This window comes from Clostridium oryzae (assembly GCF_002029235.1).
In the GTDB taxonomy this organism is placed as follows: Bacteria; Bacillota; Clostridia; order Clostridiales; family Clostridiaceae; genus Clostridium_AE; species Clostridium_AE oryzae.
Window position 1 is genome coordinate 1 of record NZ_MZGV01000059.1, and the last position, 25,141, is coordinate 25,141.

At 32.6% G+C, this 25,141-nt stretch carries 22 protein-coding genes; 5 read left to right on the forward strand and 17 right to left on the reverse strand.

Annotation, left to right across the window (positions count from 1 at the left end):
• Positions 1–188 precede the first annotated feature (188 nt).
• From CLORY_RS18250 to CLORY_RS18285, 8 genes are all read right to left on the reverse strand, one after another.
• Entirely contained in the window at positions 189–389 is a 201-nt protein-coding gene (locus CLORY_RS18250) for a cold-shock protein (protein ID WP_079427160.1), read from the reverse strand.
• A gap of 600 nt (positions 390–989) precedes the next feature.
• On the reverse strand, positions 990–2,885 hold the full coding sequence (locus tag CLORY_RS18255) for an FtsX-like permease family protein (RefSeq protein WP_079427162.1): 1,896 nt from the start codon (positions 2,883–2,885) through the stop codon (positions 990–992).
• A complete protein-coding gene (locus CLORY_RS18260) occupies positions 2,885–3,664 on the reverse strand; it encodes an ABC transporter ATP-binding protein (protein WP_079427164.1) in 780 nt (259 codons plus the stop codon). The genes CLORY_RS18255 and CLORY_RS18260 overlap by 1 nt, the downstream gene beginning before the upstream one ends.
• Positions 3,665–3,868: 204 nt before the next feature.
• Positions 3,869–4,873, reverse strand: coding sequence for a sensor histidine kinase (locus CLORY_RS18265; RefSeq protein WP_079427166.1), 1,005 nt, complete (start codon positions 4,871–4,873; stop codon positions 3,869–3,871).
• Positions 4,870–5,544, reverse strand: a complete 675-nt coding sequence (locus tag CLORY_RS18270) for a response regulator transcription factor (RefSeq protein ID WP_079427168.1) — start codon at positions 5,542–5,544, stop codon at positions 4,870–4,872. Before CLORY_RS18270 ends, CLORY_RS18265 begins: the two co-directional genes overlap by 4 nt.
• Positions 5,545–5,633: 89 nt before the next feature.
• Positions 5,634–7,196, reverse strand: a complete 1,563-nt coding sequence (locus CLORY_RS18275) for an FAD-dependent oxidoreductase (RefSeq protein WP_079427170.1) — start codon at positions 7,194–7,196, stop codon at positions 5,634–5,636.
• A gap of 136 nt (positions 7,197–7,332) precedes the next feature.
• Complete coding sequence (locus CLORY_RS18280) at positions 7,333–8,001, reverse strand: hypothetical protein (RefSeq protein ID WP_079427171.1); 669 nt, start codon at positions 7,999–8,001, stop codon at positions 7,333–7,335.
• Between the two features lie 205 nt (positions 8,002–8,206).
• A complete protein-coding gene (locus tag CLORY_RS18285) occupies positions 8,207–8,719 on the reverse strand; it encodes a S4 domain-containing protein (protein WP_079427173.1) in 513 nt (170 codons plus the stop codon).
• 791 nt (positions 8,720–9,510) lie between these two features.
• On the opposite strand from CLORY_RS18285, the gene CLORY_RS18290 reads away from it, so the two are divergent.
• Positions 9,511–10,146 carry a hypothetical protein gene (locus tag CLORY_RS18290; RefSeq protein WP_079427175.1) on the forward strand — a complete coding sequence of 212 codons (636 nt, stop codon included), beginning with the start codon at positions 9,511–9,513 and terminating at the stop codon, positions 10,144–10,146.
• A 141-nt stretch (positions 10,147–10,287) separates the two neighbouring features.
• Here the strand turns inward: CLORY_RS18290 and CLORY_RS18295 are convergent, their stop codons facing one another.
• The 3 genes from CLORY_RS18295 to CLORY_RS18305 all read right to left on the reverse strand — a co-directional run bounded on the left by CLORY_RS18295 (position 10,288) and on the right by CLORY_RS18305 (position 12,292).
• Positions 10,288–10,650: a VOC family protein gene (locus tag CLORY_RS18295; RefSeq protein ID WP_079427177.1), complete on the reverse strand. Its 363-nt coding sequence runs from the start codon at positions 10,648–10,650 to the stop codon at positions 10,288–10,290.
• A gap of 117 nt (positions 10,651–10,767) precedes the next feature.
• Entirely contained in the window at positions 10,768–10,959 is a 192-nt protein-coding gene (locus CLORY_RS18300; protein ID WP_079427179.1) for a DUF6440 family protein, read from the reverse strand.
• Between the two features lie 61 nt (positions 10,960–11,020).
• On the reverse strand, positions 11,021–12,292 hold the full coding sequence (locus CLORY_RS18305; RefSeq protein WP_079427181.1) for a WS/DGAT domain-containing protein: 1,272 nt from the start codon (positions 12,290–12,292) through the stop codon (positions 11,021–11,023).
• A 125-nt stretch (positions 12,293–12,417) separates the two neighbouring features.
• Between CLORY_RS18305 and CLORY_RS18310 the strand changes: the two genes are divergently transcribed.
• Positions 12,418–13,752 carry a helix-turn-helix domain-containing protein gene (locus tag CLORY_RS18310; RefSeq protein ID WP_079427183.1) on the forward strand — a complete coding sequence of 445 codons (1,335 nt, stop codon included), beginning with the start codon at positions 12,418–12,420 and terminating at the stop codon, positions 13,750–13,752.
• Between the two features lie 30 nt (positions 13,753–13,782).
• Positions 13,783–15,846 (forward strand): beta-galactosidase, encoded by a 2,064-nt coding sequence (locus CLORY_RS18315; protein ID WP_079427185.1) that lies wholly within the window; start codon positions 13,783–13,785, stop codon positions 15,844–15,846.
• 41 nt (positions 15,847–15,887) lie between these two features.
• On the opposite strand, the gene CLORY_RS18320 is transcribed toward CLORY_RS18315, so the two are convergent.
• From CLORY_RS18320 to CLORY_RS18345, 6 genes are all read right to left on the reverse strand, one after another.
• Positions 15,888–16,391 carry a hypothetical protein gene (locus CLORY_RS18320; protein ID WP_079427187.1) on the reverse strand — a complete coding sequence of 168 codons (504 nt, stop codon included), beginning with the start codon at positions 16,389–16,391 and terminating at the stop codon, positions 15,888–15,890.
• Between the two features lie 47 nt (positions 16,392–16,438).
• Positions 16,439–17,359, reverse strand: a complete 921-nt coding sequence (locus tag CLORY_RS18325; protein WP_079427189.1) for a helix-turn-helix transcriptional regulator — start codon at positions 17,357–17,359, stop codon at positions 16,439–16,441.
• Positions 17,360–17,411: 52 nt separating this feature from the next.
• Positions 17,412–18,581 carry an ABC transporter permease gene (locus CLORY_RS18330; RefSeq protein ID WP_079427191.1) on the reverse strand — a complete coding sequence of 390 codons (1,170 nt, stop codon included), beginning with the start codon at positions 18,579–18,581 and terminating at the stop codon, positions 17,412–17,414.
• Positions 18,578–19,528, reverse strand: coding sequence for an ABC transporter ATP-binding protein (locus tag CLORY_RS18335; RefSeq protein WP_079427193.1), 951 nt, complete (start codon positions 19,526–19,528; stop codon positions 18,578–18,580). Before CLORY_RS18335 ends, CLORY_RS18330 begins: the two co-directional genes overlap by 4 nt.
• 97 nt (positions 19,529–19,625) lie before the next feature.
• On the reverse strand, positions 19,626–20,291 hold the full coding sequence (locus CLORY_RS18340) for a TetR/AcrR family transcriptional regulator (protein WP_079427195.1): 666 nt from the start codon (positions 20,289–20,291) through the stop codon (positions 19,626–19,628).
• Positions 20,292–20,415: 124 nt separating this feature from the next.
• Positions 20,416–22,116, reverse strand: a complete 1,701-nt coding sequence (locus tag CLORY_RS18345; RefSeq protein WP_139376087.1) for a GH3 auxin-responsive promoter family protein — start codon at positions 22,114–22,116, stop codon at positions 20,416–20,418.
• Positions 22,117–22,557: 441 nt separating this feature from the next.
• On the opposite strand from CLORY_RS18345, the gene CLORY_RS18350 reads away from it, so the two are divergent.
• Both CLORY_RS18350 and CLORY_RS18355 read left to right on the forward strand, forming a co-directional pair.
• A complete protein-coding gene (locus tag CLORY_RS18350; protein WP_079427197.1) occupies positions 22,558–23,088 on the forward strand; it encodes a PadR family transcriptional regulator in 531 nt (176 codons plus the stop codon).
• Positions 23,089–23,200: 112 nt separating this feature from the next.
• Positions 23,201–24,880, forward strand: a complete 1,680-nt coding sequence (locus CLORY_RS18355) for an MFS transporter (RefSeq protein ID WP_079427199.1) — start codon at positions 23,201–23,203, stop codon at positions 24,878–24,880.
• Positions 24,881–25,141 lie beyond the last annotated feature (261 nt).

The window sequence follows — 25,141 nt, forward strand, 5'->3', positions numbered from 1 at the left end:
CTTCAAAATAAATTCTTAGAGAGAAAAGTTAAGGTAGAAATTCAGCTACGCTGAATTTCTACCTTAACTTTTCTCATTCCTAATTCGTAATTTCTAATTTAACTTCTCTATATGCAAAAATCTATACTTTCCTATACCAAAATAAAAAACCTTAGATAGTAAAACTATCTAAGGTTTTCATGCATTTACTACTCAGCAATGCTGATGTTTTGAGCTTGAGGTCCTTTTGGTCCTTCAGCTATTTCATATGAAACTTTCTGTCCTTCTTGAAGAGTTTTGTATCCATCTACATTTATTTGAGAAAAGTGTGCGAAAACATCTTTTCCATCTTCTCCTGTGATAAATCCAAATCCTTTTTCTGAATTAAACCATTTTACTGTACCAGTCATATTCTGTACCTCCGAAATTTTATCATTCTTAAATTCATTGTAATAACCCACTAATAAAATCTCGATATCATCGTACTATTTTAATTAAGTACTTAATTGAAATATATATTTGTGTTGCATTATTAACCATTAATTTAAGTCCTTATTAAGGATAACACAGTTTTAATCATAAAGCAAGTGACCTACTAATAATAAAATTAATTTATCTATAATATTTTTAATTTAGTTACAATTTATTTTATTATTAGACAAAAAGTCAAATAAAGTTCTGGGCTTAAACATGTTAATCTTCTTTTAATTATTAATTACAAACAAATATCTACTGTTGTCATTATCTTGAACTGATACAACATGCTTCAAGATGTTGCATAGCCTTCAATACTTTTTCAGTTAATATCTTGGATACGAGATTTAATAGTAATTGCTATTCAATATTTCTCTTATATATTATACCCTACTTTTCTTTAATTATTAATCAGAGGAAGATTCTCTATAATAGAATAAAAGATAGCGGCATTGGCTACTATCTTCAAAAATAAAAATGGAAGCAATCCCCGTCGACCGGAAAATGCCTCCTATAATTAAAGATCTAAATGACTTTTACTCAGCTATTTGCAAATATTTTCGTGTAGTAGCTAGGAAGTATATTCCATATACCACCACAAATATAATTATGCTTCTCACTGCAGGCACAATTATGTTGTAATTCATCATTTTACTTAATACTGACATAGCTACACAGCTGTGAATTATTCCTACAATAAGAGGAAGTATATAAGATATTCCAATCTGTTTTTGCACTGATTTATGCATTTCACTTTTTGTCATTCCAACTCTTTTTAAAATTGTATACTTATTTTTATCTATATAAGCTTCACTTACTAGCTTAAAATATATTATACTTCCTGTAGCCACTATAAATACTATAGATAAAAACGCTCCAAGAAAATAAATTATACCAAAAGTACTTTGAGTGGATTTATCTTTGCTAATATTTGTAAATAAACTGCTCTTAATTTCAGAAATCTTACTTAAAGAACTAGCCACTTTCTTCATATCATCCGTTTTATCTATTCTTATTCCATTAAACTCATATTCCTTATTTCCCGATTTAAGCTTGTTATAGTCTTCATCATTCAATATAAGGCAGCCGTCCGGAACTCCATTACCAAATAATGGAGTCTTAAGAGTGCTTATAATACTATATTTTTTTCCATTCATTTGTGCTGTTCCGCTATTCATATCTATCAGACTCATTACCACCGTAGGAGTTTCAATATAGAAAGCTTTATTTTTTTGAAGTTTATTTTTTTGTATATAGTTAGTTTTCTTAGCATTTAATTTTCTGCTTATCCTAACTAAATCAGAATATTTCACAATAGGGGTCGCTTCATTCTTTTGCACACATTTTGATGCTTCATCTATTTTAGGTTTCAGCATTAGAAATTTAATTTTTTCGTTCATAGTAATAGTTTTTCCTTGAGTCTTGAGATTATCTGCTACTTTCTGTTTGACAGTAGCATCATCTGAAATATATGATATCGAATATGGTGTCTGTATTGAATCTCTTATTCCGACAAAGTACTTAAGAGATGCCACAGTTCCATAAGCTGTAAGAGTCATAGCCACTAAAACACATACTGCTGCAAGAGTTCTGAAATTATTTTTTATTCTAAATGCTATATTAGACATGGTAACTATGTTAACGCCTTTATATAGTATCCTCTTTCTTCCTATTATTATCTTCATGATTATAGAATAAACCGCTCCGAAAAACCAATAAGTTCCCAGCACTACGAATACTATTGCCAATGGAATATTGGTAATAAACTTTTCTCCTAAAGCGTTTCTCGCAAAATAATAACCTATCCCTATTGATATGATTGACAATACTCCTTTTATATAACTCGCCTTAGGATATTTCTCTTCTCTTTTGGAAGCATTAAACAAATCTATCAATTTACTTCTTGAAATATTTATATAGCCTAGCAGTGAGTTTATAAAAAATATTATAAAGAAAGTTACAGCAGTGGTTATTACAGCCTTGATGGAAATAAAAAATCTTATTTTTGAATTCATTATTGCTACTTTAGCAAGCATCATCAAGAATAGCTTGCAAAACATTATTCCGAGTAATAGTCCCACTGTAATGGCAGCTATGCCCATAAAAATAAGCTCCATAAAATATATTGAAGCTATTTGGAAATTAGTTACACCCATAAAAGCATAAATTCCTATTTCTTTTTTCCTTTGACTAAGAAAAAATGAACTTGAAAACCATATAAAAAATATTAAAAACAATAAGAGTAAATATGTTACCACTTGAGAAGTTCCTTTTATATAGGTTGACCCATCAAACTTCATGAAATCAGGATTATATCTAAGCGCAACAAAATTATAGTAAACCAATACCGAAAAAATCATTGACATTATGTATAATCCGTAAACCCTCATATTTCTTTTAAAATTTCCAAACGCTATGCTGAAAGAATTCATTATAGTTCCTCCTTTTGCGAATAAGTATCTACTCCGTTGTTCATAGAGGAAATCATATCCATTATTCTATGGAAAAATTCCTTTCTTTCCTGATTTTTATCAAGCTTCGCATGTATTTTACCATCCTTTATAAACATTATCCTTTTGCAATAGCTTGCTGCAAATGCATCATGTGTAACCATTATAATAGTCGTTTTGTACTTTTCATTCATATTAATCAAACACTGTAAAAGTTCTGCTGAAGATTTTGAATCCAAAGCACCTGTAGGCTCGTCCGCAAATATTACCGATGGCGAAGTCATCAGAGCTCTTGCCGCTGCAGTTCTCTGTCTTTGACCTCCTGACAGTTGGTATGGGTATTTATTTAATTGTGCCTTTATACCTAAAAAGTCTGCCATCTCATCCACTTTTTTTATTATCTCTTTATGATTTACCTTTCTTAGCGCAAGGGGCAATGCTATATTATCCTGAACAGACATGGTATCTAGCAGGTTAAAATCCTGAAATATGAACCCTATTTTATTTTTTCTAAAATTGGCTAATGCCTTTCCCTTTATTCTATTCATATCCTGTCCTTCGAAAAAGTAGTTTCCAGAAGTCGGTGTATCAATAGTAGATATAATATTTAACAGTGTAGTTTTACCTGCACCTGAAGGTCCCATTATTCCAAGAAATTCTCCCTCTTCTACTTTAAGATCTATTCCGTCAAGAGCTACATAACTCGTTCCTCTTGAACCATATGCCTTTTTTAAGTTTTTAGTTTCAATGATTGTACCCATCACAATTCCTCCCAGTTAAAGTATAGTATAATTTTACACTCAGCTTTAACTATGTACCATCGATTTATCGTTACATATCATATTTTAACATTACATTTTTGTCACAAACAGCCTTAACAATTACGAATTATTAATAAGTAATTTGTAAGCAAGGAGATTCTGCACAGCATAATTTTACCTACAATTCCTCATTTTTAACCAAATTCAAAGACTCAGCTTGTAAAACCATATTATAAATTCCGTTCCTTTGTCTTCACTTGATTGTACTAATATTTTATGTCCTAACTTCATAGCAATCTTTTGCGATAAGTATAAACCCATTCCTGTGGATTTTGATACTCCTCTTCCATTGCTTCCAGTAAAACCCTTATCAAATATTCTTCTTATATCCTGCTGCTTTATGCCTACTCCATTATCAATCACATGTAATTTTACTGCTTTCTCATCTTCTTCCGCATAAATACGTATTATACCGCCTTTATTAACATATTTGCAGCTATTATTTATAAGCTGGTCAATTATATACGATGACCATTTTTGATCAGTTATAACATAAAAATTTACATTTTCAAGCTGTAACTCTATATCCTTTGATATAAAAAATGATACATTCCTTTTGATTATACCTTTTACTAATTTTTCTACATTAACCTGTTCAACTTGAAAATCTTCAGAAAAACTAGCAGCTCTGCTCATGTAGAGGACCTGATTTATCAGAAATTTTATTCTATCAATTTCCATTCTCAATTCCTCCGCTATACCTATCTCGTCCATTTTCTCCGCAATCAACTCACATACTGCAATAGGCATTTTTATCTCGTGCACCCATTTAATAATATAGTCATTAACTTCATCAGAGGCTTCCTTAACCTTCTGAAACCTATCTTCCATTTCCTTATCCTTAACATCCAAAATATTTTTTATAAGTTCTACTTCAGAGTAATACATTGTGTCCGGCATATTTAAGCTTATATCTTCACCGTTTTCTATAGCCCTATAAATTCCTCTGTAAGTATAACTCCATCTTCTATAACCAACTGCGAAGAAAAGCAGAGATATAGCTATGATTAGGAAGTCCATATATGCTAAATCATAAAAGGTTGATCCGATAGGTTTACTGCTTATCAGAACAATATTTACAACAAAAAAAATACACAGAAAACAATATATGGTTAATCCTAGATTCTTAACATAAATTCTTATACTCATAGTATCACATACCCCAATCCCTTTTTAGTAACTATATAATCCTCCAATCCTATGCCCTTAAGCTTCATACGAAGTCTATTGATATTAACCGTAAGAGTATTATCATTTATAAAATTGTCATCATCCCATAGAACTCTCATTATCCTTTCTCTAGATATGACTTTCCCTTTATCCTTCATCAGCACCAACAGTACCTTGAATTCATGCTTTGTAAGCTGCAGTTTTTGTTCTTTATAAAAAATACTACTATCTGTAAGGTTCAAAATAACTCCATCACATTCAATTAGCTCTGAAGTTTCATCACTATAAGAATAAGTTCTCCTTAACAGGGCATTCACCTTTGCTATAAGGATATCCATAGAAAACGGCTTTGTTATATAATCATCAGCTCCGGTATTCATAGCCATTATTATATCCATATTCGTGTCTCTTGAAGATACAAATATAATAGGTACTTTTGAGATTTCTCTGATGCTATTACACCAGTAGAATCCATCAAAATACGGCAGGTTTACATCCATGATTACCAGATTAGGCTTTTTTTGAGTAAACTCAGCAGAAATATTCTCAAAATTATCAACAGCACATGTCTCGAATCCCCACTTTTCAAATCTTTCGCTCATATTTTTACAAAGAGAATTATCATCTTCAACAATCATTATCTTATACATACAAAAACCTCTCAAAAATAGAATAAGTATGATCATAATTAAGATCATACCTATACTATATTATACTATATACATTTTTTCATCACGGATTATAATTTTATGTTAGGATCTATTTTATTTGCTCCTTCTTTGTAATAATTCAATTTGTGAGTGGCAGGGCCTTCAAGGATTTGACCATCGTAAGTAAATCTAGAGCCATGGCAGGGACAGTCCCATGATTTTTCAGCATCATTCCATCTTAACTCACACCCCACATGTGTGCATGTAGTATCAATTATATGCAGCACACCTTCATTGTCACGGTATGCTCCATATTTTTTACCTTCTAATTCTACTACTTTTGCTTCACCGCATTTAATATTAACTCCGTTTTCACCGCCCTTAATTTTTCCTATCACAAGTTCCTTTGCGACATCAAAATTGTGAGTGAACAATTTCATATATGCAGTTCCAGTAAAATGTCTGGACGGATTATATACTTCCTCCCATGGATTGACTTTCCCCAATATCTTATCGGCAAGCAGCCTTGCAGCTGCGGTTCCATTAGACATACCCCATTTACCAAAACCCGTTGCTACATAAATATTTTCATCAGTAGAATTTATTTGTCCTACATAAGGTACATTATCCAGTGTAGAATAATCCTGAGCTGACCATCTGTATTTAACACTCTCAACAGTAAATAGTGATTGGGCAAATTTCTCCAGATTATCATAATGCTCATCAAAGTTATTTCCATGAGCAGTCTTATGTCCTTCCCCTCCAACCAGTACTAACTGATTTTCACCATCTGGTTGGGATCTCAAAGAACGAGAAGGGCTTTCAGCATTAATGTACATTCCTTTTGGAAATTCTTCCTTTATCGCTGCAGCTATAATATATGATCTTTTAGGACTAAGCCTTGCCAAATAAAGTCCCTCGTCATAAAACGGGAAATGAGAAGCAACTATAACCTTTCCTGCACGTACTTTTTTGTTTCTATTAGTAGTTATAGTCATAGGCCTCCCTTTTTCAATATCCATAGCTTCAGTGTTTTCAAATATGTAGCTTCCTTCTCCAGGTATCTTCTCTGCTATTGACAGCAGGTATTTTCTCGGATGAAATTGAGCTTGGTTTTCAAAAATCAGAGCACAGTCTACATTTAAATTAATCGGTAATTCATGAACGAAATCTGCTTTTATTCCAAGTTTTAATGCAACATCAGCTTCTTTTTCTATAGCCTTAATATATTTTTGTTCCCTTGTGTAAATGTAGGCGGGCACTCTCTCAAAATCACAGTTAATGCTAAGCTGCTTTGTTAGTTTCTCAACAAATTCTATTGATGATTGATTTGCCTCAGCATATTGAGCTGCCAATTCCATACTAAATATATCTGCTATTTTATGATAAATTAAATAATGCTGCGAAGTTATCTTGGCTGTAGTAAAACCACTTGTACCTTGAACAATCCTTCCTGCATCTATAATTGCAACTTTTGTTCCATTTTTCTTTAACAGGTAAGCTGCAGTTATTCCGACTATACCACCACCAACAATTGCTACATCTACGTCTATATCCTGATCAAGTGATGGGTAATTTGTTTTTTTCGTAGATGCGATCCAATAGGATTTTAAATAATCTTCAGTATTTTCAGGCTTATTTACTTCATTCATATAAACTCTCCCCTTATACTAAATATAGATAAATGATAAACGTATTATTATAAAATAAGATAGCATCAATTATTTATCTATAACTAGTATTGGGCTATTATGTAAAACTATACGTAAAAAATCATCATCCTCATTTCTATGCACTTCTATTAAAACCACTATGTTCTTCTATTTGAGCTAGCTTAGGAAATTCGTAACTTTCTAAAGGTAACTCCTTTAAGATATTTATTGTATTTTGAAAATCAGACTCTAAGTTTACCTTATTTTCTCTAAGCATCATCTCAAGGGATAGGTTTTCCCACTGAACCCACCTTGCGTAATTCTGCCGCTCATTCATATAAACATTGAATAAATTATTCTTTGACAGTACAGAAGCCACCTCTGAGCATATGAACAGATTACATACATAGCTTCTGTATCTTTTAGGCAGTGTGCATCCTATGCCCGGTTTTACAAATGGACACGTTCTGAAAAAAATAGACTTATCCTTCACATTGATATCTTCTGATTTATTGTTTTTAAGATATCTGTCATAACCAACCTTATCCATACGTCCTATAGCATGAATATGATAACTATAAATCTTTACATTAGGAAGTTTCAATATACTGCTAAGCACCTTTGAGCCTTCTTTTGTTTTGACCATTTTGTGAATTTCGTAAAGTGTAAATTTAGGGAAATACCAGCAGCATCCTCTGTTTTTAACTGAACATAAGCTTCTGCCGAAGATACTGTGGCAATTACTGCAGGAACTGCAAGCATATTGAGGAACTTCCTGATCAAATTCTAAATGAAATATAATCATATTTTCCTCCTTATTACATTACTTACTTATATTTTAGTAGAACATCTATCATTAGTTCACCTCCAAAAACTTCAATATATACTCAAATATGAGTAATTGTAATAGATATTCAAAAAAACTAATACTTTTCTTATTTATATTCAATAAGATATAAAATTAAGGCTGTACCCTTATCTAAAACATACAGCCTTAATTTTCAAAGTTATTATCTTTTTATATTTCTTAACAATAAAGTTATCTTATCCTTTGCTTTTAATACGCTCTTTGCTTTAGCTGTATTATTGTTTATCTTTATAAAACCTTCACTTATGAGCCTCACTATTTCACTTCTACTTACATCAGTGATTTTTGAGGATAAAAATTTATCCAGCCTCTCTTTGATTTCGAATTCTTCTAATAAAATATTTACTTGATCAAATTCACAGCTCATAAGTTCAGCTATGCTGAGCTTTTCATATTTACTTTCATTTTGCACAACCTCTTCTGGGACATTTTCGAGTCCTGATACAGCTTTAAATACAGCAATCTGCTTATTCCAGCTGTGACCTTTCGGACATTTATAAATTGCATAGTAAAAAATATTCTTTCCGTTTGCATTTTGTCTTCTCTTTAGAGAATCCTTAAATTCTACCTTGCAGCCGCAATTGTGACAATATCTATATTCTGTTTGTGCCTCATTGTTGTATATATACCAATTTAAATTTAATTTTTTCTCCATATTCCTTACCTCCGATAATGTGTTTTAACGGTAAGGAATACAAAGCCTTTTTTCTTTTAGGTAATGTGAAAATCATAAACTATTAATACTCCTTCCGTTTATTGATTCTGATACATTACCTTAAATATAGGAATCATATAATCACCACCAATCTGTTTTGACATATGGTGATGCTGCTATGAAGTTAGCACTTTAATATTTTATAAAAAGTTAAGCAAAACAAAAGCTGTAAGAAGAATAAATCCACTTACAGCTATAATATACAAAATTAAATTCAGCACATAAAATATGCTGTATATTAACATAATTTAATAACATTAATTATTAAGTAAGCTATCTTCCAAATTGTTAACATCATAAAAAGCATCACAAATACACCTAATATGAATTAGGTAAATTTTACTTTCTAAGGACTATTAATTTTTCACAAAATTAATATTAACAATTCGATGGTGTCATAACTTACTTTCCCCTTTCAAAATTAAGCTATATAGATATTATATTCAAAACCCACTGACTTGTAAATAGGTATATGGTAATAATCTTTAGTCCATAGGAACAAGTACTCCCACAACATTTTCTTCACTATCAGTAAATTCCAAAACCTCAATTTCCCCTATACTACTTTGTATTATCCGTAATTATTTTTCTATAAAAAATATAGAAAATTTAAAAACAGGATGATAAAATATTAAACAAAAGGATTATATGAGCTCAATAATAAAATAAAAAAACTCGCTTGGCGCCTAGCATTATGTGTCTTGAGCAAAACGAAAGGAATAGATATCAAAATGAAAAAGAGATTACTATCTATCGTATCAATATTATCAATATTGTTTGTATTAATTCCACGTGGACAAGTTTCAGCTGAAAATGTTTCAAACAAAGCACTTGGAGCCTATGAAAAATATTTTCTGAGAGATAAGGTTAAATTAGATAATGTAAGCTGCAATCTTTTTAATAAGGGTATAGAATTTAAAATAAAAGATATTAATAATGATGGGACACCTGAGTTTATTCTATCTAATAGTAAATTAAAGCTAGGAGCATGGTTCTATGAGGCAATATATACATATTATAATGGAAAAGTTGCTTTTGTTGGTGTAATAGGTCATGGTTCATATAAGTATTATAAAGGAACAAATATCATAATGGCGTCTTCTGCATACATGGGATATGATTTAGTCTATTACTATAAATTTAATAAAGGAAAACTGAATTTACTGGCTAATTATGCAGATAATAAATTATCTGGTGAAACAAAATTATTCAAATACTATTTCATTGGTGATAAAAAAGTAACTAAAAATGAATATACAAAATACATTAATAAAATGACAAAATCTAAGAAATCAGATTTTGTACTTGATAGCAAAATGATTCCTTTTACAAGAGAAAATATTAAAAAATATTGTTCAATACATTAGTAGTTTGAAAATCGAAAACATAAGCTTTCAAATTAGTTTAGACTACAGTCTTAGGTTGTACGCTATGTACAGCCTTTCTAGCTTAAGATGTTTTTTATTTATGTGTGCAAGTTTTAGACCTATCTGATCTTTTCTTCTAATTTACTTTATTCTGCAAGTAACTTCTATGTCATTTCCTTCACTATCAGTAAACTCCAAGACTTTGTTTTTACCAATAATCGTTAGAGGAAATGCTATCTTGCATCCAAGTTCCTGCAGTCTGTTCTGTACTGCCTCCATATCATTAACTGCTAAGCTTGGCAGACAATTGTTCCCGTATACTTTCCTTTCTTTCATCTTCTCATTAGCAAATAAGCCATATCTAAAACCTCTTATATCAAAAACACTATAGATTTCATCTTTCTCAGTAACCTTTTGTCCTAATAATTTTTCGTAAAATTCAATTGCTCTGTTCATATCTTTTACACATACATATAAAGAATTAATTGCAAAGGATAAGTTCATAACTTGCATTCCTTTCTTTTCATATTCCCTAGAACATAATAATCTATTTTACCTGACAACATCCTGTCATATTACAAAAATAAGTCATGAAAAATGTCAAGTGCTTGCACTTAACATTCATAGCGTTTTTGATGAAACAATTGGTTTTCCTTCTCTGTCCAAAAGCGGCGTAATACCGCCGGCATATCCGTTCCAACTAAGTAAATAATTAACTCCTGTCTCCTGGTCCACTATAATCTTAAATCCAGACATTCCTATATTTTCTTTATGCTCTATCTTGAATCTCTTTTGCGAATCTTTACCGAACATCTTATCAACTCCTGCTATAATAATTCTATTATTATATATTATAGCATGTTAGTTGCATTGATTATATATAATCCTTCACTGCTTGAAGCAGTTCTTTCTCCATATTCTTCAGAAATTCCTTTATCTTGTATTTATCTTTTTCAGTACAGTGTAAATTAACACAAAAGGTTACTTCGTCATCAAAAGTCGTTATACCTATTTGAAAATATGGCTTGTATTTAATTGAAGCACTGACATATGAATTTCGTATATGCAATCCATCAAATACCAATCTATTCTTATCTATCAGCCCTATGTTAGTCATAGCTATTGGTGGATTTTTATACTGTTTCATAAGAAGTTTCTTTGCTATTTTGTATGGACAGTATTTAAAAACGATTTGTAATAGCATAAGGGTCTTTAGACATGAAACGTTTTTCTTCTCTTCATCCATAGCTTCTTTAACCTTTAAAAGAGTTTCATTATAATTTTTTCCTATGTCAGGTCCAATATCAAATATGATGTTTGACGCAAGATTACATATTCCTTCAGCCTTTCTATCCTTCAAATATTTCCTAAGGTCAATAGCACATGGGATGGTTATACCTCCACAGTCCAAAGCCTTATCTAATGTCCTTATATAAGCCGCCAGCATGACGTCATTTATTGTAGCATTATATTTTTTTGCATAGTTTTTAATCGTTAGGAATTTATCCTTAGAAATTCTATATGTTATAACCGCTGGGCTATTTACATCTCCTTCTATTTTAAAGGTAACACCGCTGTCATACTTAGTAAATTTTGCTGAATGAAAAAGTATTTTAATTCTATCAGCAAAACTAAAACTCTTAAATACCTGTTCTAAACCTCTTGTACCAGTTTCCTTATATATATCACAGTTTTTATTCTGTTTCAAATCAGTATATATTGAACTTAGCATATAAACATACTCTTTAATTCCTGCTCCATCGCAAAGCATATGGTTAATTACCATACAAAGACAATCCCTTTTTCCATCTCTAATAATATTTAGAACAAGCTGTGGTCCCTTTATCTCATTTGTCCTAGAAATTAAAAGCTTATTCGTTTCAATCTCAATATCTTCGGTTCTCACTATTTTCACTATATCGTCTACTAAAAATGTATCTTCCTCCCAGTATGCTTTAAACCATCCTTCAACAAATCTGCATTTAATCAATGGAAATATCGTCAAAGATTCCTCAACTGCTTTTTTTAAGATCTTTTCATCAATAAGCTGATCAAAATCTATTACGCAGTGAAGTTGATGATCATTAAATTTGCTGAATATAAACTGCAATATGTCACAAGCCTCTGCCTTATACCTATTTTTCATTTCTAATTCCTCATTCCTAATTATTATCAAAATAATCTGCAGTATATAGCCTCATTATATACACAAATGGTATAATTGTGATAAACAGGACAAGTTTGTCACGGACATTTCGGGAGGACATTTATATGAGTAAAAGAATTTCATTTGGAGATATGTTAGGCGAATTGCTTGCCATCAGAGGATGGTCAGCTTCTAAGCTGGCAAAAGAAATAAATGTAGATGCTTCTTATGTTAGAAAGTGGATTAAAGGCACAAGAATACCTTCTCTTAAATCTGACTATGTGGAAAAGATATCTTACTACCTTCTAAAAGGATTTAACGAAAAAAGCTATGAAAAATACAAACATGAGTTAGATTATAACTCAGATATAGAACTTGGCAGCATTTTGTCTGAGGCTCAAATATACTCTCTTAAGGAAAAGAAAAAAAGTACATTTAATATAATCCTTCCTACAGAAAAAAACGAGTTAGAAATATTGCTAGAAAGCATTCCACATTTTGCCAAAGGCAGAGAAGCTGTTTTCAAATACACAAAATTAATTTTTGAAGCTGCATGTAAAAATCAATGTGTTAATAAAGATATATTTATGACCTTTCAAGGAGAAAAAGATATACTAGATGGCTATGAAAATACCCATGGTTATTTCTTAAACATTATTTCGCAGCTTCTTAATAATAATTGGCGATTAACTCATCTATGGCGGCTTAAAAATAACGATACAAGAATTGTGCGATTAGTTAGCAATATACTTAGCTTTATTAATACTAATAAAGCCTATAACCCTGTCTATTTTCAAAAGTATGGTACAATAGTTCCGCCTATGGAGCTGATTATAGTTGGGGACATAGCTGCTATGCTTTATATATCAGACGAGAGCAGTGACTGCATAAACTCAGCCTTTTTCTACACGGACAAAGATGAAATAACTGCTCTTAGGGAGCATGTACTGCTTATGTTCAAGCAAACTGTACCACTAATAAGATATGATAGTTTCAACGAAGATTATAACAATGTACTAAATACAGAAGGTGATATTTTGCTCTATGATAGTACTGCTTCTTTATTCGTGGAATGCACTAACAACATAAAAGACTTAATGCTGTACAAAATCAAAGAAATCTTGGTTGCAGAAAATTTGTCAGAAACAGAAGAAACTCTTATGCACCTTAAAAACATACTAACTATGGTCGAAAACCATGAGAATTACGAAGTAGCTATATTAGATAAAGTTCCAGTAAAACAGCTTGTACCTGAATTTATGTTAATTAAAGGGGATAGCCATTTATATATCAGATCATGCATTAATAAACTCAATATCGAGGAACCAACAGCAGTAAGCGGCTTTAAAGACTACTTTTATAACCTATGGGATGGTATTCTTCTTGAAAATAGGGATAGAAATCACGTAAAATGTTACTTAAGAAACAAAATAAAATATCTCGAACATAAGATAATATGACCTATGTATAGTAAGGAGTGATATTAAAATATGAATACTGAAAAATCGATAAATCTTAAAAAGCCAACTCTTGGAGTCTGCTATTATCCCGAGCATTGGTCTGAATACCTGTGGGAAAACGATCTCGACAGAATGGTTGAACATGGCATAGAAATTATAAGAATCGCCGAATTCGCCTGGAATAAGTTTGAACCTAAAGAAGACGTATTCAATTATGATTTCTTTGACAGGTTTTTGGATTTGGCCTATTCAAAGGGTATAAAAGTTATTTTTTGTACCCCTACTGCTACACCTCCAGCTTGGCTTACCAATAAATATCCTGAGGTATTAAACGCAAGAGAGGACGGCACATTATATAGGCATGGCATGCGTAAACAGCATAACTACAACTCCAAAGTTTATCTAAAATTTGTTTCAAGATTAGTAGATAAAATAGCAGCTCACTACTGTCCACATCCAGCTATTATTGGATGGCAGATTGATAATGAACTTAACTGCGAAACTAATGTATTTTATTCAGAGTCCGATCACGAGGCCTTCAGAATTTACCTTAAAGATAAATTCAAGACCCTTGATGCGCTTAATGAAGCAATGGGTACAACCTTTTGGAATCAAACTTATACAGCCTGGGATGAAATATATCTTACTAGGCCTACAATTAGTAATTCAAATAATCCTCATTTATCTCTTGAAGAAAAAAGATTTTTTTCTCACAGTGCCATAAGTTACTGTAAATTACAGTGTGATATTATAAACAAATATAAACCAGAAGACCAATTTATAACGACAAACGGTATCTTTGGGCATCTAGACAGCCATGAAATGACAGATTCCTGTCTTGATTTTATTACATATGACAGCTACCCTAATTTTGCCTATGACACCTGGACTGATCCAAAAAAACCAGGAAATCTAAATGATAGGAGATCCTCCTGGTCACTTATTAGAGCAAGGTCTATCTCCCCAACCTTTGGAATAATGGAACAGCAGTCTGGTGCTGGCGGTTGGGATACCAGAATGAAACAGCCTGCCCCTAAACCAGGTCAGATGAGGCTCTGGACTTTTCAGTCACTGGCTCATGGTGCTAATTTCATCAGTTATTTTCGTTGGAGAACCAGCTGGATTGGAACAGAAATCTATTGGCATGGATTAAATGATTATTCTAATGAACCTAATAGAAGGCTTGCTGAACTTAAAGTTGTTCATGAAGACTTTAATAAGCTTTCAGAAGTTGCAGGTACTCACTATGAAGCTAATGTCGGTTTTATTAGAGACTATGATAATGAATGGGATGGAGAACAAGACAAGTGGCATGGTCCTTTAGATGATTTCAGCAACGACAGCTGGTTTAGTGCTTCACAGCTTACACATACCCCTATGGACTTTGTGTATCTAAAAAGTGGCTGTAAAAAAACTACTTTAGAAGATTTAAGTAGATATAAACTACTTGTATATCCACATGCTACAATTCTCACAAAAGAAACTGCAGAGCTTCTTAAAATGTATGTAGAACAAGGCGGAACACTTATAATGGGTTCTCGTACAGGTTATAAGGATCAATTTGGCCGCTGCCCAATGCGTCCCATGCCTGGATTTGCATCAGAAATCTGCGGTGTAAAAGTAACAGACTATACTCTTGTTGGACCAGCAGACGAAGATGAATATGCTGTATGGGACAATGAGGAAATAGAGGCTCCTATATTTAATGACATACTTCAGCCAATAGGTGATGCTAAAGTTCTTGCCACTTTCAAAGGGAACTATTATGATGGCGCACCAGCTCTCGTAGTTAATACTATAGGAAAAGGAAAAGCTTATTATTACGGCGCTGGTTTCAGTGAAAAGGCCGCCGAAATCTTTCTAAGGAAACTTGGCTTCTCTTGCCCATATAAAGATATAATAGAACTGCCAAGGGAAGCGGAACTGGCAGTGAGAAGTAATGATAGTCATCAGTATATCTTTGTGTTGAACTATATGGATCACAGCATTGAAGTTGATGTCAAAAAGATTGCTAATGATTTACTATCTGGCGAAGTAATATCCGGAAAAGTATCTATAGAAAAATATGGTGTAATAGTGTTAGAAATTTCTTAAAATAAATGTCAAGTGCCTGGCACTTGACATTTTCTCAACCATTAACTTTTTTTTACAGCATAAATGTCTGAATTGATCTTCCATGATTTATTAGGGAGGACAGTGATATTCTGCCAATGAAATTTTGTTTTAGAAATTTCAACAAAAGCCCATTTCCTTGAAGGGTTATCCAAGTTCGTCAAAACTATCTTTCCATCTTCTTTTGTTCCTACAAACCGCTCCATCTGCCCACAACAAGTGTACACCATGTCCCACATTTTTGTAGACGGATTAAACATTCTTAGTGTAACTCCATACTCAGCATCCGGTTGTGGATTCTCTTCTCTCGTTTTTCTTGATGGACATATAAACATATCTTGAATACCTATTCCTTCTAAAACTCTTTCAAAAATCCATTCACCTTCAACATGTCTTTCCTTCTCAGTTCCATGTCCGCTTATGTACTCAAACTCCCATTCACCAATTAAATCCTTCCAGTAATCATATTCATCAGTCAGCAGTTCACTTTTTTTATTACTAACTAAAGTATCAGTAAAAGCACTCATTCTAATCCTCCTCGTTTTTTCTCTAGCATAACATAGCATCGCGACACCTATATGTCATAGTTTGATAAAAATTCTTTTGCTATTTCTTTTAATTCCTGCTTATATTCTTCTGGTGCTGCTACTTTTACTTTACTTCCAAAACTTAACAACAGTGCTTTCCATAATCTTTCTTTATACGGCACATTTAGAAAAAGTCGATATTCATTGTTAATTATATGTTCAATTCTGCAATCCGGGAAATATTCCTCCATCAATCCTATGGTTTCTTTTTCAAAATGAATTTCAATTGAACCGCATGTTTGATAATATGCTTTTTCTGACTCCTTCATTAACTTTTTAATATCACCATGTTCTATTACTGACAAGTTCTCTGTTATCTGTAAATCAGAAATTCTTGCAACCTTGTATGTTCTATATTCATTTACATCCAAAGACCAGCTAAATAAGTACCAGGCATACCATTTGTAATGAATTGCAAGTGGTTGGATCGTTTTTGCTGATGCCTTTCCATCTGCATTACGATAATGAAATTTCACAATTCTTTTTTCCGCTATTGCCTTCTCTAATCTGATATTCATAGTCTGTACTGCACTGTTTTCTTTAGTAACGCTAAAATCCCAAAATACTTTATCTCCTTCCCGCTTATTTACCATAAGGTTATACTTTTCTATCAAGCTTTCCAGAGATTCATTTGAATAAGAAGTCGCAAGACTTTCTAATGCTTTTACAATTAATTGGCGTTCCTCTGGTTTCATAAAATGACTATTCATTTTGTATTCTGGCAGAATAGAATATCCGCCTTTTTTTCCTTCGACAGAATAGACTGGAATACCAGCAAACGTAATACTAACCATATCTCTTTGTATTGTTCTCACCGAAACTTTAAAATGTTCTGCTAACATTTTAGCTGATACAGTATCTCGGTTTAACATAATTATAATAATTTCTAATAGACGATCTATTTTCATTTTTTCACCACAATCCGTTACAGCCAATAGTATAATATTTTCTACATTATGCTTAACTCAATTTCATATGTCTTCTATTAAACAGATAAATACCAACTGCAAAATATATACCTGTAAGTACCAGTATCAATACTAGTTCAAACCAAATATCATTCAAATTTTTGCCTTGATCCATTACCATCTTCATTGCTGTCATAGCAGGCGTTGTTGGGAATATATCATTGACAGCAATAGAATGACTTCCGATAGAGAAAATATTCAGTCTCGGAATTGGAAATACACCCGAAAACAGAAATAATATGAAGTATGGTAAGTTTCCTAAAATCAATATCTCACTTACATTTCTAGAGAATCCGGCTAATATGAATCCAACAGCTATGATAGAAATGCAACATAAAATAGCTATAAGCCATACAAGCCACATAGCCCCCTCTGATTTTGCTCTAAAAATAGTCATCGCTGTAAAGAAAGTTAAAGCTATAGATACCATTCCAATAAACAATTGACTTGCAGTGATAGCGGCTAGGAGTTCTTTTGCTGAGACCTTTGAAATCTGCAGTCTCCTTATAGTTCCCGCTTCAATCTCCTTAACTAAGGCTATTGCTGATGTGAATACCAGCATTATTATTCCTAGAAGAACGCCTGCCGGTATCGACATTTCAAAAGCTGTACGCTCTTTATTAGGCACTATAGATTTTTCTATATAGTTTAATGCCTTGGGACGCCCAGTAAGAGAACTCACTAATTTATCTCCTATCCCGCTAATGGTTATTGCTGACAGCATATATTCATTAGTTGTCATGTCGCCATAAAACAATAGTTTTGTACTGGTCTTTGACGGATCATTGGCCTGATCTACAATGCTCTTTGAAAACTCCTCTGGTATCGCTATGTAGATATTGTATTTCCCCATTTTTAGTTTTTGCATAGCTTCATCTTTATCCTTTATTACCTGTACCTTATAAGCCTTTATGCCATCTGAATTTTTGCTCTCGTTTAAAATTTTTATCAGTTCTTCGCCCGCATTTATACTTGTATTCTGTTTATCAACAAAGCCTTTATCAAAGTTTGTCACCGCTACCTTATACACAGGCTGATTGTTGCTATAAAAGCTGTGAAATATGAAAATAAAAGCCGGTCCAAATATGAGTGAGAAAAATAAGACTTTCCAATCTCTTACTATTTCTTTCACACACTTTTTCAGAATATATATTGACCTCATTCCCTCAAGCCCCTTCCCGTAAGATGTATAAACACATCTTCAAGTGTCTTCCTTTTCATCCTTACATCTTCTACTGAAACTTTTTCCGAAGAAAATATGCCGAATATATCAGTCATCCTCTCTGATAAATTTTCCCCCGTTATATAGAAAGTTTCATCTGAAAAACTAACTTTATCAACCCTTTTGCATAGCAAATTCTTTACGTGTTCAGCGATATCTTGCCCAATCCCTAATGATTTCACTTCAAGCGTATCTCCCGCATTCAAACTATTTTTTAGATTGTCTGGAGTATCTATATCAAGAAGTTTCCCCCTATCCAGGATTGCCACTCTATCAGCCATCCGCTCCGCCTCATCCATATTGTGAGTGGTGAGTACTACTGTCTTGTTTGATGCCAGTTTCTTAATATATTCTCTTACAAGAACTCTACTCTGAGGATCAAGTCCAGCTTCAGGTTCATCTAAAATTATAATCTTAGGATTATGGATTAGTGCCAATATGATATTAAGTCTTCGCTGCATTCCTCCTGACAAGGCCTTTGCCTTCTTATCCTTCTTTTCCATAAGCCCCATGGCTTCAAGTAGCTCCATGCCTCTCTTCCTAGCTTCCTTAACTGAAACATCATACATAGAACCCATAAACTCAATCTGCTCCATGCACGTTAAATCCTTCCATACCATGATATTTTGCGGACACATTCCAATCAACGACCTAGCCTCCTTAGGTCTATCCTTTATGGATATTCCATCTATTACAATGTCCCCCCAGTCAGCTTTTAAAAGTCCACAGATCATATTTATCGTCGTGGTTTTTCCTGCCCCATTAGGTCCAAGAAAACCAAAGACCTCTCCTTTATACACATCAAAAGAAAGATTATCCACTGCTTTCATGCCTTTATACATTTTACTTAAATTATTTATACTCATTATAACTTGAAATTTATCCATTTTCTTAAGACCTCCTTACATATTAGGTACAAACAGTGCCTCTATGTAAAAACAGCTTAAAACTATACTATTTTCACAGCATTATGTCAAAACCTAATTATTTTTTACTCAGCATACTATTAACACTATCCCAAAATATATCCACATCATCATCAATTTGTTCAGGCTTAAACCCAACAACTCTCAGCATACTTGTACCCACATACAGCGACATTATTGCATAAGCCGCCTTATATATATCTTTTTCCTTAAATATCCCAGTTTTTATTCCATAGTAAATAATTGATGCAATCCCTTTGTGATCCTGATTATACACCTGGCGAATGACTGCTTGCAGATTTTCATCAACCATAGCCCTAGAAAAGAAATTCACAAAAAGCTTTGCTTTCTTCCTAGGTGGTATATTCATCGCATCTACCCCATCACCTTCTGAAACATTCAGCTTAGGCTCTATGTCATCACTCAAATTATAGTACTGAGGAAGTGCGTTTTCCTGCACAACTTTAAGCATTTCACTTGGTGTCATTTCTGGCTTTACTTGATTGTCTATTTTTATCTTATAATAGTTTAGAAATGCTTTAAAGGCTTCAAGAATAAGATTATCTTTATTTTTAAAATAATAACTAACGACTCCTTTAGAACACTCAGCTTCCTTTGCCACCATATCTAATGACATTTTCTCAAGACTAAAATTACAGATACATTCTAACGTTGAATTGATAATTTTACTTCTTCTTATAGGTTCCATACCTACTTTAGGCATATGCACATCTTCTTTCATATCAATTAATTATTTTATTTTGACCGGTCATCTTAAAATAATCTTATACTATTTCTTACCAATATGCAATTAAAAAATAAAATTAAAACTCTATATGATGCTGCCATCATATAGAGTTTTCCATATAATTTTCTTTTGGTATTCTGTTTTTATTGATAATGTTGAGTATCTTTTCATTGTCAGTGATTACTCTTGGAATCTTAACTTGATTTTTAGAAATCCCTCCTGTTAATAAGGCATCTTTTATTAGATTAAAGGTATTAGGCTTAAGCAATACTACCTTTATCCTAGCCAATTTGTTTCCGTTTCTGGCTCTGCCATATGCAGGATTAGATGTTTTAATTTCTTCATCTAATACCTTTTCAAATCTTCTCACATCATATTCATACAAGCTGTCTCTGAATTCAAAATAAAAAACATACCTTCCCGGCGTAACTGAAATATCTGGCTGAGAGGTATAATCCACCAGGTTTAAGTTTAATTGTTTTATAGTTTTCGTTATCGCACTTGTTATATGGTCCTCAGTTGTTTTTTCAGCTACCATATTTAGAATTTGTTTTTTTCTATATAAAAATTCTATTTCAGGACAGCTGTTATAAAAACCAACCACTCTTACCACGTCCCCAATCTTGTATCTGTAAAGCCCTATATAACTAGTTACAACTATTTCATACTTTCCACCCAATTTTACCTCATCTAGCCGTAATACTTTTCCCGTTTCACTGCCTTCTACAGGTATAAATTCATAAAAAGCTGTATCAGGAGTAATAACATATCTAATTTTATCAACATATGGATTAATGCCTACCATAGCTTCTGTGGCACCATAAGCGGCAGAATATATTGGTATTGAATCTGTATAATAATTTACTTTTTCATCATATATTGAAAAATTAGCTCCTGTCACTGTTGCAATATAGACCAAACTTGGCCATACTCTTCTTACTATGCCCTTAAATCCCTTAACAAATTCTGCTTCTAGCTCATCAGCTCTTGCGGCGTCTGGTGTAAGAAGCTTATTCAAGCTCTGCCTCTTAGTTTCACCAATATTTATCTGGCTATTTATTCTGCCCTTTCTTATATCTTCGACTAAGTCCTTATGTCTTTCCTCAAGTGTTCTTAGCAGATCCAAAACACTGGAAATAAAAACACCACTTATATACATAAGCTTATTGTCCTTTAGTCCAAATAGCAAATGCAGATATAAAGCTGTTTTTCTATCTTCTATCTCCATAACTTCTATAGGCGACGTGTATAGATATGGTAATAAAGGCTTTATTCCTTTCATTCCTCCCGAAGTTGCTGAACATATAGGTATTCCCCCTTTACTATAGGTTGTAGTTACAATGTCTGCAATCATCAGACCTCTTCCATAATTCCAATCTTTCTTAAAATTATCATAACAGAACTTATTAAGCAGCAAAGCCATATATTTTGAATTGCGCCTTCGATTACTTTTGGTGACTGGTATCAATTTTTGTTTTCCAGTAGTTCCTGATGTATGTCCAAAATATGCGACATCTTCACTAATTAAGATGTTCTTTTCACCCATTGCCATTCGCTTTATATAATCTTCATAGTCCTTATATTCTGTAATTGGGAGTCTCCTTTTATATTCTTCCACTGTCTTTATACTCTTAAAGTCATGTTTTAATCCAATTTCACTCTTGCTGTTTTCTCTTAGTATCTTAAACAAAACCTTCTCATTTATTATACGACAGTTACGAGTATACCTATCCAGCTTTCTTTTTACTACAGCTCCACCAAATATAGTGCTTCCATACAACATTCTGCTTATTATGCTCATAAAAACACATCCTAAAATTTCTACATAATCAATATATGAGAAATTTCAAGATGTATTCTATATAAAATGCGATAAAGTTCTTATATTATGTCTTCTAAAATATCACTGCTAAATAGTTCCGACCATTGGATCTTTTAGAAGTCATAATATATTAGAACTTTCGCAATTTATATGATTTTTACCGATTTCTAAATATATCTCTAACGATCCAATAAGCTAGTTTAGGTTTTCTATCGCCTTTAAGAAACACTATGGTGTTCCGCCAACAAAAATAATCTAGAAAAATGTTATGGTACCATGATGTCTATTCTATTCATTAATTATGTATTTTGTGTTGACATTAATGCATTATACTACTATACTGTATAGTAGTATGAACATTAAATATTTTTGATAAAATTATTGCCGAAATACTCATTTAGCTCAAAAGGTGGTAGTAGAATGTCTTACATAGATTTAATAATTCTCGGTTATTTGCAGCATGGCCCCAAAAGTGCCTACGAAATGGTGAAAGAATTTGAAACCTGGAATCTTCATTACTGGCTGAAGATAAGCAACCCAGCTATTTACAAAAACATAGTTAAATTGAGTGATGGCGGCTACTTAAATTCTAAAATAGTAAAAGAAGGTGAAATGCCCGAAAAAACTATTTATTCTTTAAATGAAAAAGGATTAGTTTATTTTTATCAGTTAATGGAATACAGTTCCACTCATGTAGGAAATATATATTTTGATTTTAATGCATTTATATCAAATATTGATAATCTCCCTAAAGAAAAAAGAGCTGAATATCTAATGAATTTTAAAAGCACCATTGCTCATAAGCACCAAATGATGGATACTTCATATAAAAAGCAGCATGAGAACCCTCATAAACCAGACAGCGCTTTTCTTTTATTAGATTTATATAAAGATTTATATTCGCTGCTGGATAAGTGGTCTGAAAAGCTTAAACAGCATTATGATTCCTAATTTATAACATAAAAATATAGAAAGTGCTAGCTTTCTATATTTTTTAAGTAACTGCTATATAATATAGTAGTTTATAATATATTAGTATATTTTATAAGAGGAGAATGATATTATGAACAACAAACACAGAATTATTTCATTTGTAGCCGTAATTCTTGGATTCTTTATGGCCTTGCTGGATACCACTATCGTAAATATTACGCTTCCAAAAATCACTGATTATTTTAACAGTACTATGACGCATATATCCTGGGTAGTAAATGTATATAACCTTGTATTCGCATCCATGATAATAACCGCTTCAAGACTTGCAGATCAATTTGGAAGAAAAAAACTATTTATATTTGGTGTATTACTTTTCACTATTTGCTCAATTTTCTCAGGGCTTTCAAACTCCGTTGGAATGCTCGTTACCTTCAGAGCACTTCAAGGTTTATCCGCTGCCTTCGTAGTTCCGGTTACTGTTCCATTATCTGCTGAAATATTTCCTCCCGAAAAGCGTGGTCCTATAATGGCTTTATGGGGAGCCTTCGCAGGCCTTGCAGCTGCCAGTGGGCCATCTCTTGGAGGAATACTAACTCAATTTTTCAGCTGGAGGGCAATATTTTTTATTAATATTCCCATTGGAATTTTATGTGTACTGATGACAAAATACTTTATAAAGGAATCCTATGACCCAACTGCGGATAAAAACATAGATGTTGCAGGAATATTATCAATATCTACCGCCATGTTTTCATTAATATTTGCATTAATAAAAGGAAATGATAAAGGCTGGACATCTCCATTTATTATAACTTTGTTTATTCTGTCAGCAATTGCAGTCCTATTATTTATAATAATAGAGCTAAAATCAAAGAAGCCAATGATACCGCTAAGTTTGTTTAAAATAGTTCCATTCTCAAGCGGCGCCATAGCACTATTTCTGTTAGGTCTTGGAATGATGTCAGGTTCTTACTTTCTTTCATTTTTCCTAATACAGGTGAAAGGATTAACTCAATTGAGCGCAGGGCTTGTAGTTTCCTCAATGTCTGTAAGCTCTATGTTTTTTTCAATGCTCTCTGCTGCTTTATCTAAGAGAATTTCATCAAGATGGATAAGTTCCATGGGTTTGTGCCTCTTAGCTCTTTCTTGTTTACTATATAGTACACTTACTCAGAATTCTACCACGTTAGGAATTATACTTAGACTAGTTGTAGCTGGTTCCGGTATGGGATTAAGCATGTCTACTCTTATGAATTCCATGGTGAAAAATGTGCCTCCTACAAAGATAGGCATAAGCTCAGGTATAAATAATATGACAAGAACCTTAGGGACATTTCTAGGAGTTGCAGTGTTTTTAAGCATATTTACATCAAATATAAAAGTTCAAATGGTTGATGCAAAACGAGCAGCGGTAAAAATTGTTAAAGCCGATACTGTTTTTAACAATGAAGCTAAAACTGGTATGATTAATTCACTAAAACAAGGTAATGGCAGTAAATTCAGCGATGTTTCTTCAATATTAAAAACTATAGCTGTAAAAGAAAAAGCAACTTTAAAAGCTGCTCCTATCAGAGCAAAAGCTGAAATAAAACATAATTTTGCTGTGCAAAGGAAAGAAACTAAAAAATTATATCCACTGATTCAAGATACGTTTAAAACCTACACAGTACATGCCTTTAGCTTTACATTTAAATGTGCCTCATTAATTCTGCTGCCTGGAATCCTGTTTGCCTTTTTCAGTGATACGAAGAAAAAATCAAAATCCTCTGCTGAAAATTCCTATTCTGAAGGAACTGAGGTGTCATAAGATTTTCTGGAAATTGATTGTCTTTCTGTAATGCTTATAAGTATATTGCGAACCAGCAATAGGAGCGTTGACCGCTTGGTGAACGCTCCCTGCGGGCTCTGTAAATTATATAGATTGCTAGTTTTAAAGTACCGTCTCTAAAATTTCTACACGTTAATTTTACAGACGTTATTTGATGAAGTTGTATCTTTAATTTTTCTTCGTAGATTATTAAGTGTGATCTTAATTATAAAGAGAGTTAAAGGCTTCTCTTCAATATGG

Bases quoted from the DNA above. Each gene is read 5' to 3' on its own strand.
- CLORY_RS18250 (WP_079427160.1), bottom strand. From the start codon at position 389: ATGACTGGTACAGTAAAATGGTTTAATTCAGAAAAAGGATTTGGATTT.
- CLORY_RS18255 (WP_079427162.1), bottom strand. From the start codon at position 2,885: ATGAATTCTTTCAGCATAGCGTTTGGAAATTTTAAAAGAAATATGAGG.
- CLORY_RS18260 (WP_079427164.1), bottom strand. From the start codon at position 3,664: ATGGGTACAATCATTGAAACTAAAAACTTAAAAAAGGCATATGGTTCA.
- CLORY_RS18265 (WP_079427166.1), bottom strand. From the start codon at position 4,873: ATGAGTATAAGAATTTATGTTAAGAATCTAGGATTAACCATATATTGT.
- CLORY_RS18270 (WP_079427168.1), bottom strand. From the start codon at position 5,544: ATGTATAAGATAATGATTGTTGAAGATGATAATTCTCTTTGTAAAAAT.
- CLORY_RS18275 (WP_079427170.1), bottom strand. From the start codon at position 7,196: ATGAATGAAGTAAATAAGCCTGAAAATACTGAAGATTATTTAAAATCC.
- CLORY_RS18280 (WP_079427171.1), bottom strand. From the start codon at position 8,001: ATGATTATATTTCATTTAGAATTTGATCAGGAAGTTCCTCAATATGCT.
- CLORY_RS18285 (WP_079427173.1), bottom strand. From the start codon at position 8,719: ATGGAGAAAAAATTAAATTTAAATTGGTATATATACAACAATGAGGCA.
- CLORY_RS18290 (WP_079427175.1), top strand. From the start codon at position 9,511: ATGAAAAAGAGATTACTATCTATCGTATCAATATTATCAATATTGTTT.
- CLORY_RS18295 (WP_079427177.1), bottom strand. From the start codon at position 10,650: ATGAACTTATCCTTTGCAATTAATTCTTTATATGTATGTGTAAAAGAT.
- CLORY_RS18300 (WP_079427179.1), bottom strand. From the start codon at position 10,959: ATGTTCGGTAAAGATTCGCAAAAGAGATTCAAGATAGAGCATAAAGAA.
- CLORY_RS18305 (WP_079427181.1), bottom strand. From the start codon at position 12,292: ATGAAAAATAGGTATAAGGCAGAGGCTTGTGACATATTGCAGTTTATA.
- CLORY_RS18310 (WP_079427183.1), top strand. From the start codon at position 12,418: ATGAGTAAAAGAATTTCATTTGGAGATATGTTAGGCGAATTGCTTGCC.
- CLORY_RS18315 (WP_079427185.1), top strand. From the start codon at position 13,783: ATGAATACTGAAAAATCGATAAATCTTAAAAAGCCAACTCTTGGAGTC.
- CLORY_RS18320 (WP_079427187.1), bottom strand. From the start codon at position 16,391: ATGAGTGCTTTTACTGATACTTTAGTTAGTAATAAAAAAAGTGAACTG.
- CLORY_RS18325 (WP_079427189.1), bottom strand. From the start codon at position 17,359: ATGAAAATAGATCGTCTATTAGAAATTATTATAATTATGTTAAACCGA.
- CLORY_RS18330 (WP_079427191.1), bottom strand. From the start codon at position 18,581: ATGAGGTCAATATATATTCTGAAAAAGTGTGTGAAAGAAATAGTAAGA.
- CLORY_RS18335 (WP_079427193.1), bottom strand. From the start codon at position 19,528: ATGGATAAATTTCAAGTTATAATGAGTATAAATAATTTAAGTAAAATG.
- CLORY_RS18340 (WP_079427195.1), bottom strand. From the start codon at position 20,291: ATGCCTAAAGTAGGTATGGAACCTATAAGAAGAAGTAAAATTATCAAT.
- CLORY_RS18345 (WP_139376087.1), bottom strand. From the start codon at position 22,116: ATGAGCATAATAAGCAGAATGTTGTATGGAAGCACTATATTTGGTGGA.
- CLORY_RS18350 (WP_079427197.1), top strand. From the start codon at position 22,558: ATGTCTTACATAGATTTAATAATTCTCGGTTATTTGCAGCATGGCCCC.
- CLORY_RS18355 (WP_079427199.1), top strand. From the start codon at position 23,201: ATGAACAACAAACACAGAATTATTTCATTTGTAGCCGTAATTCTTGGA.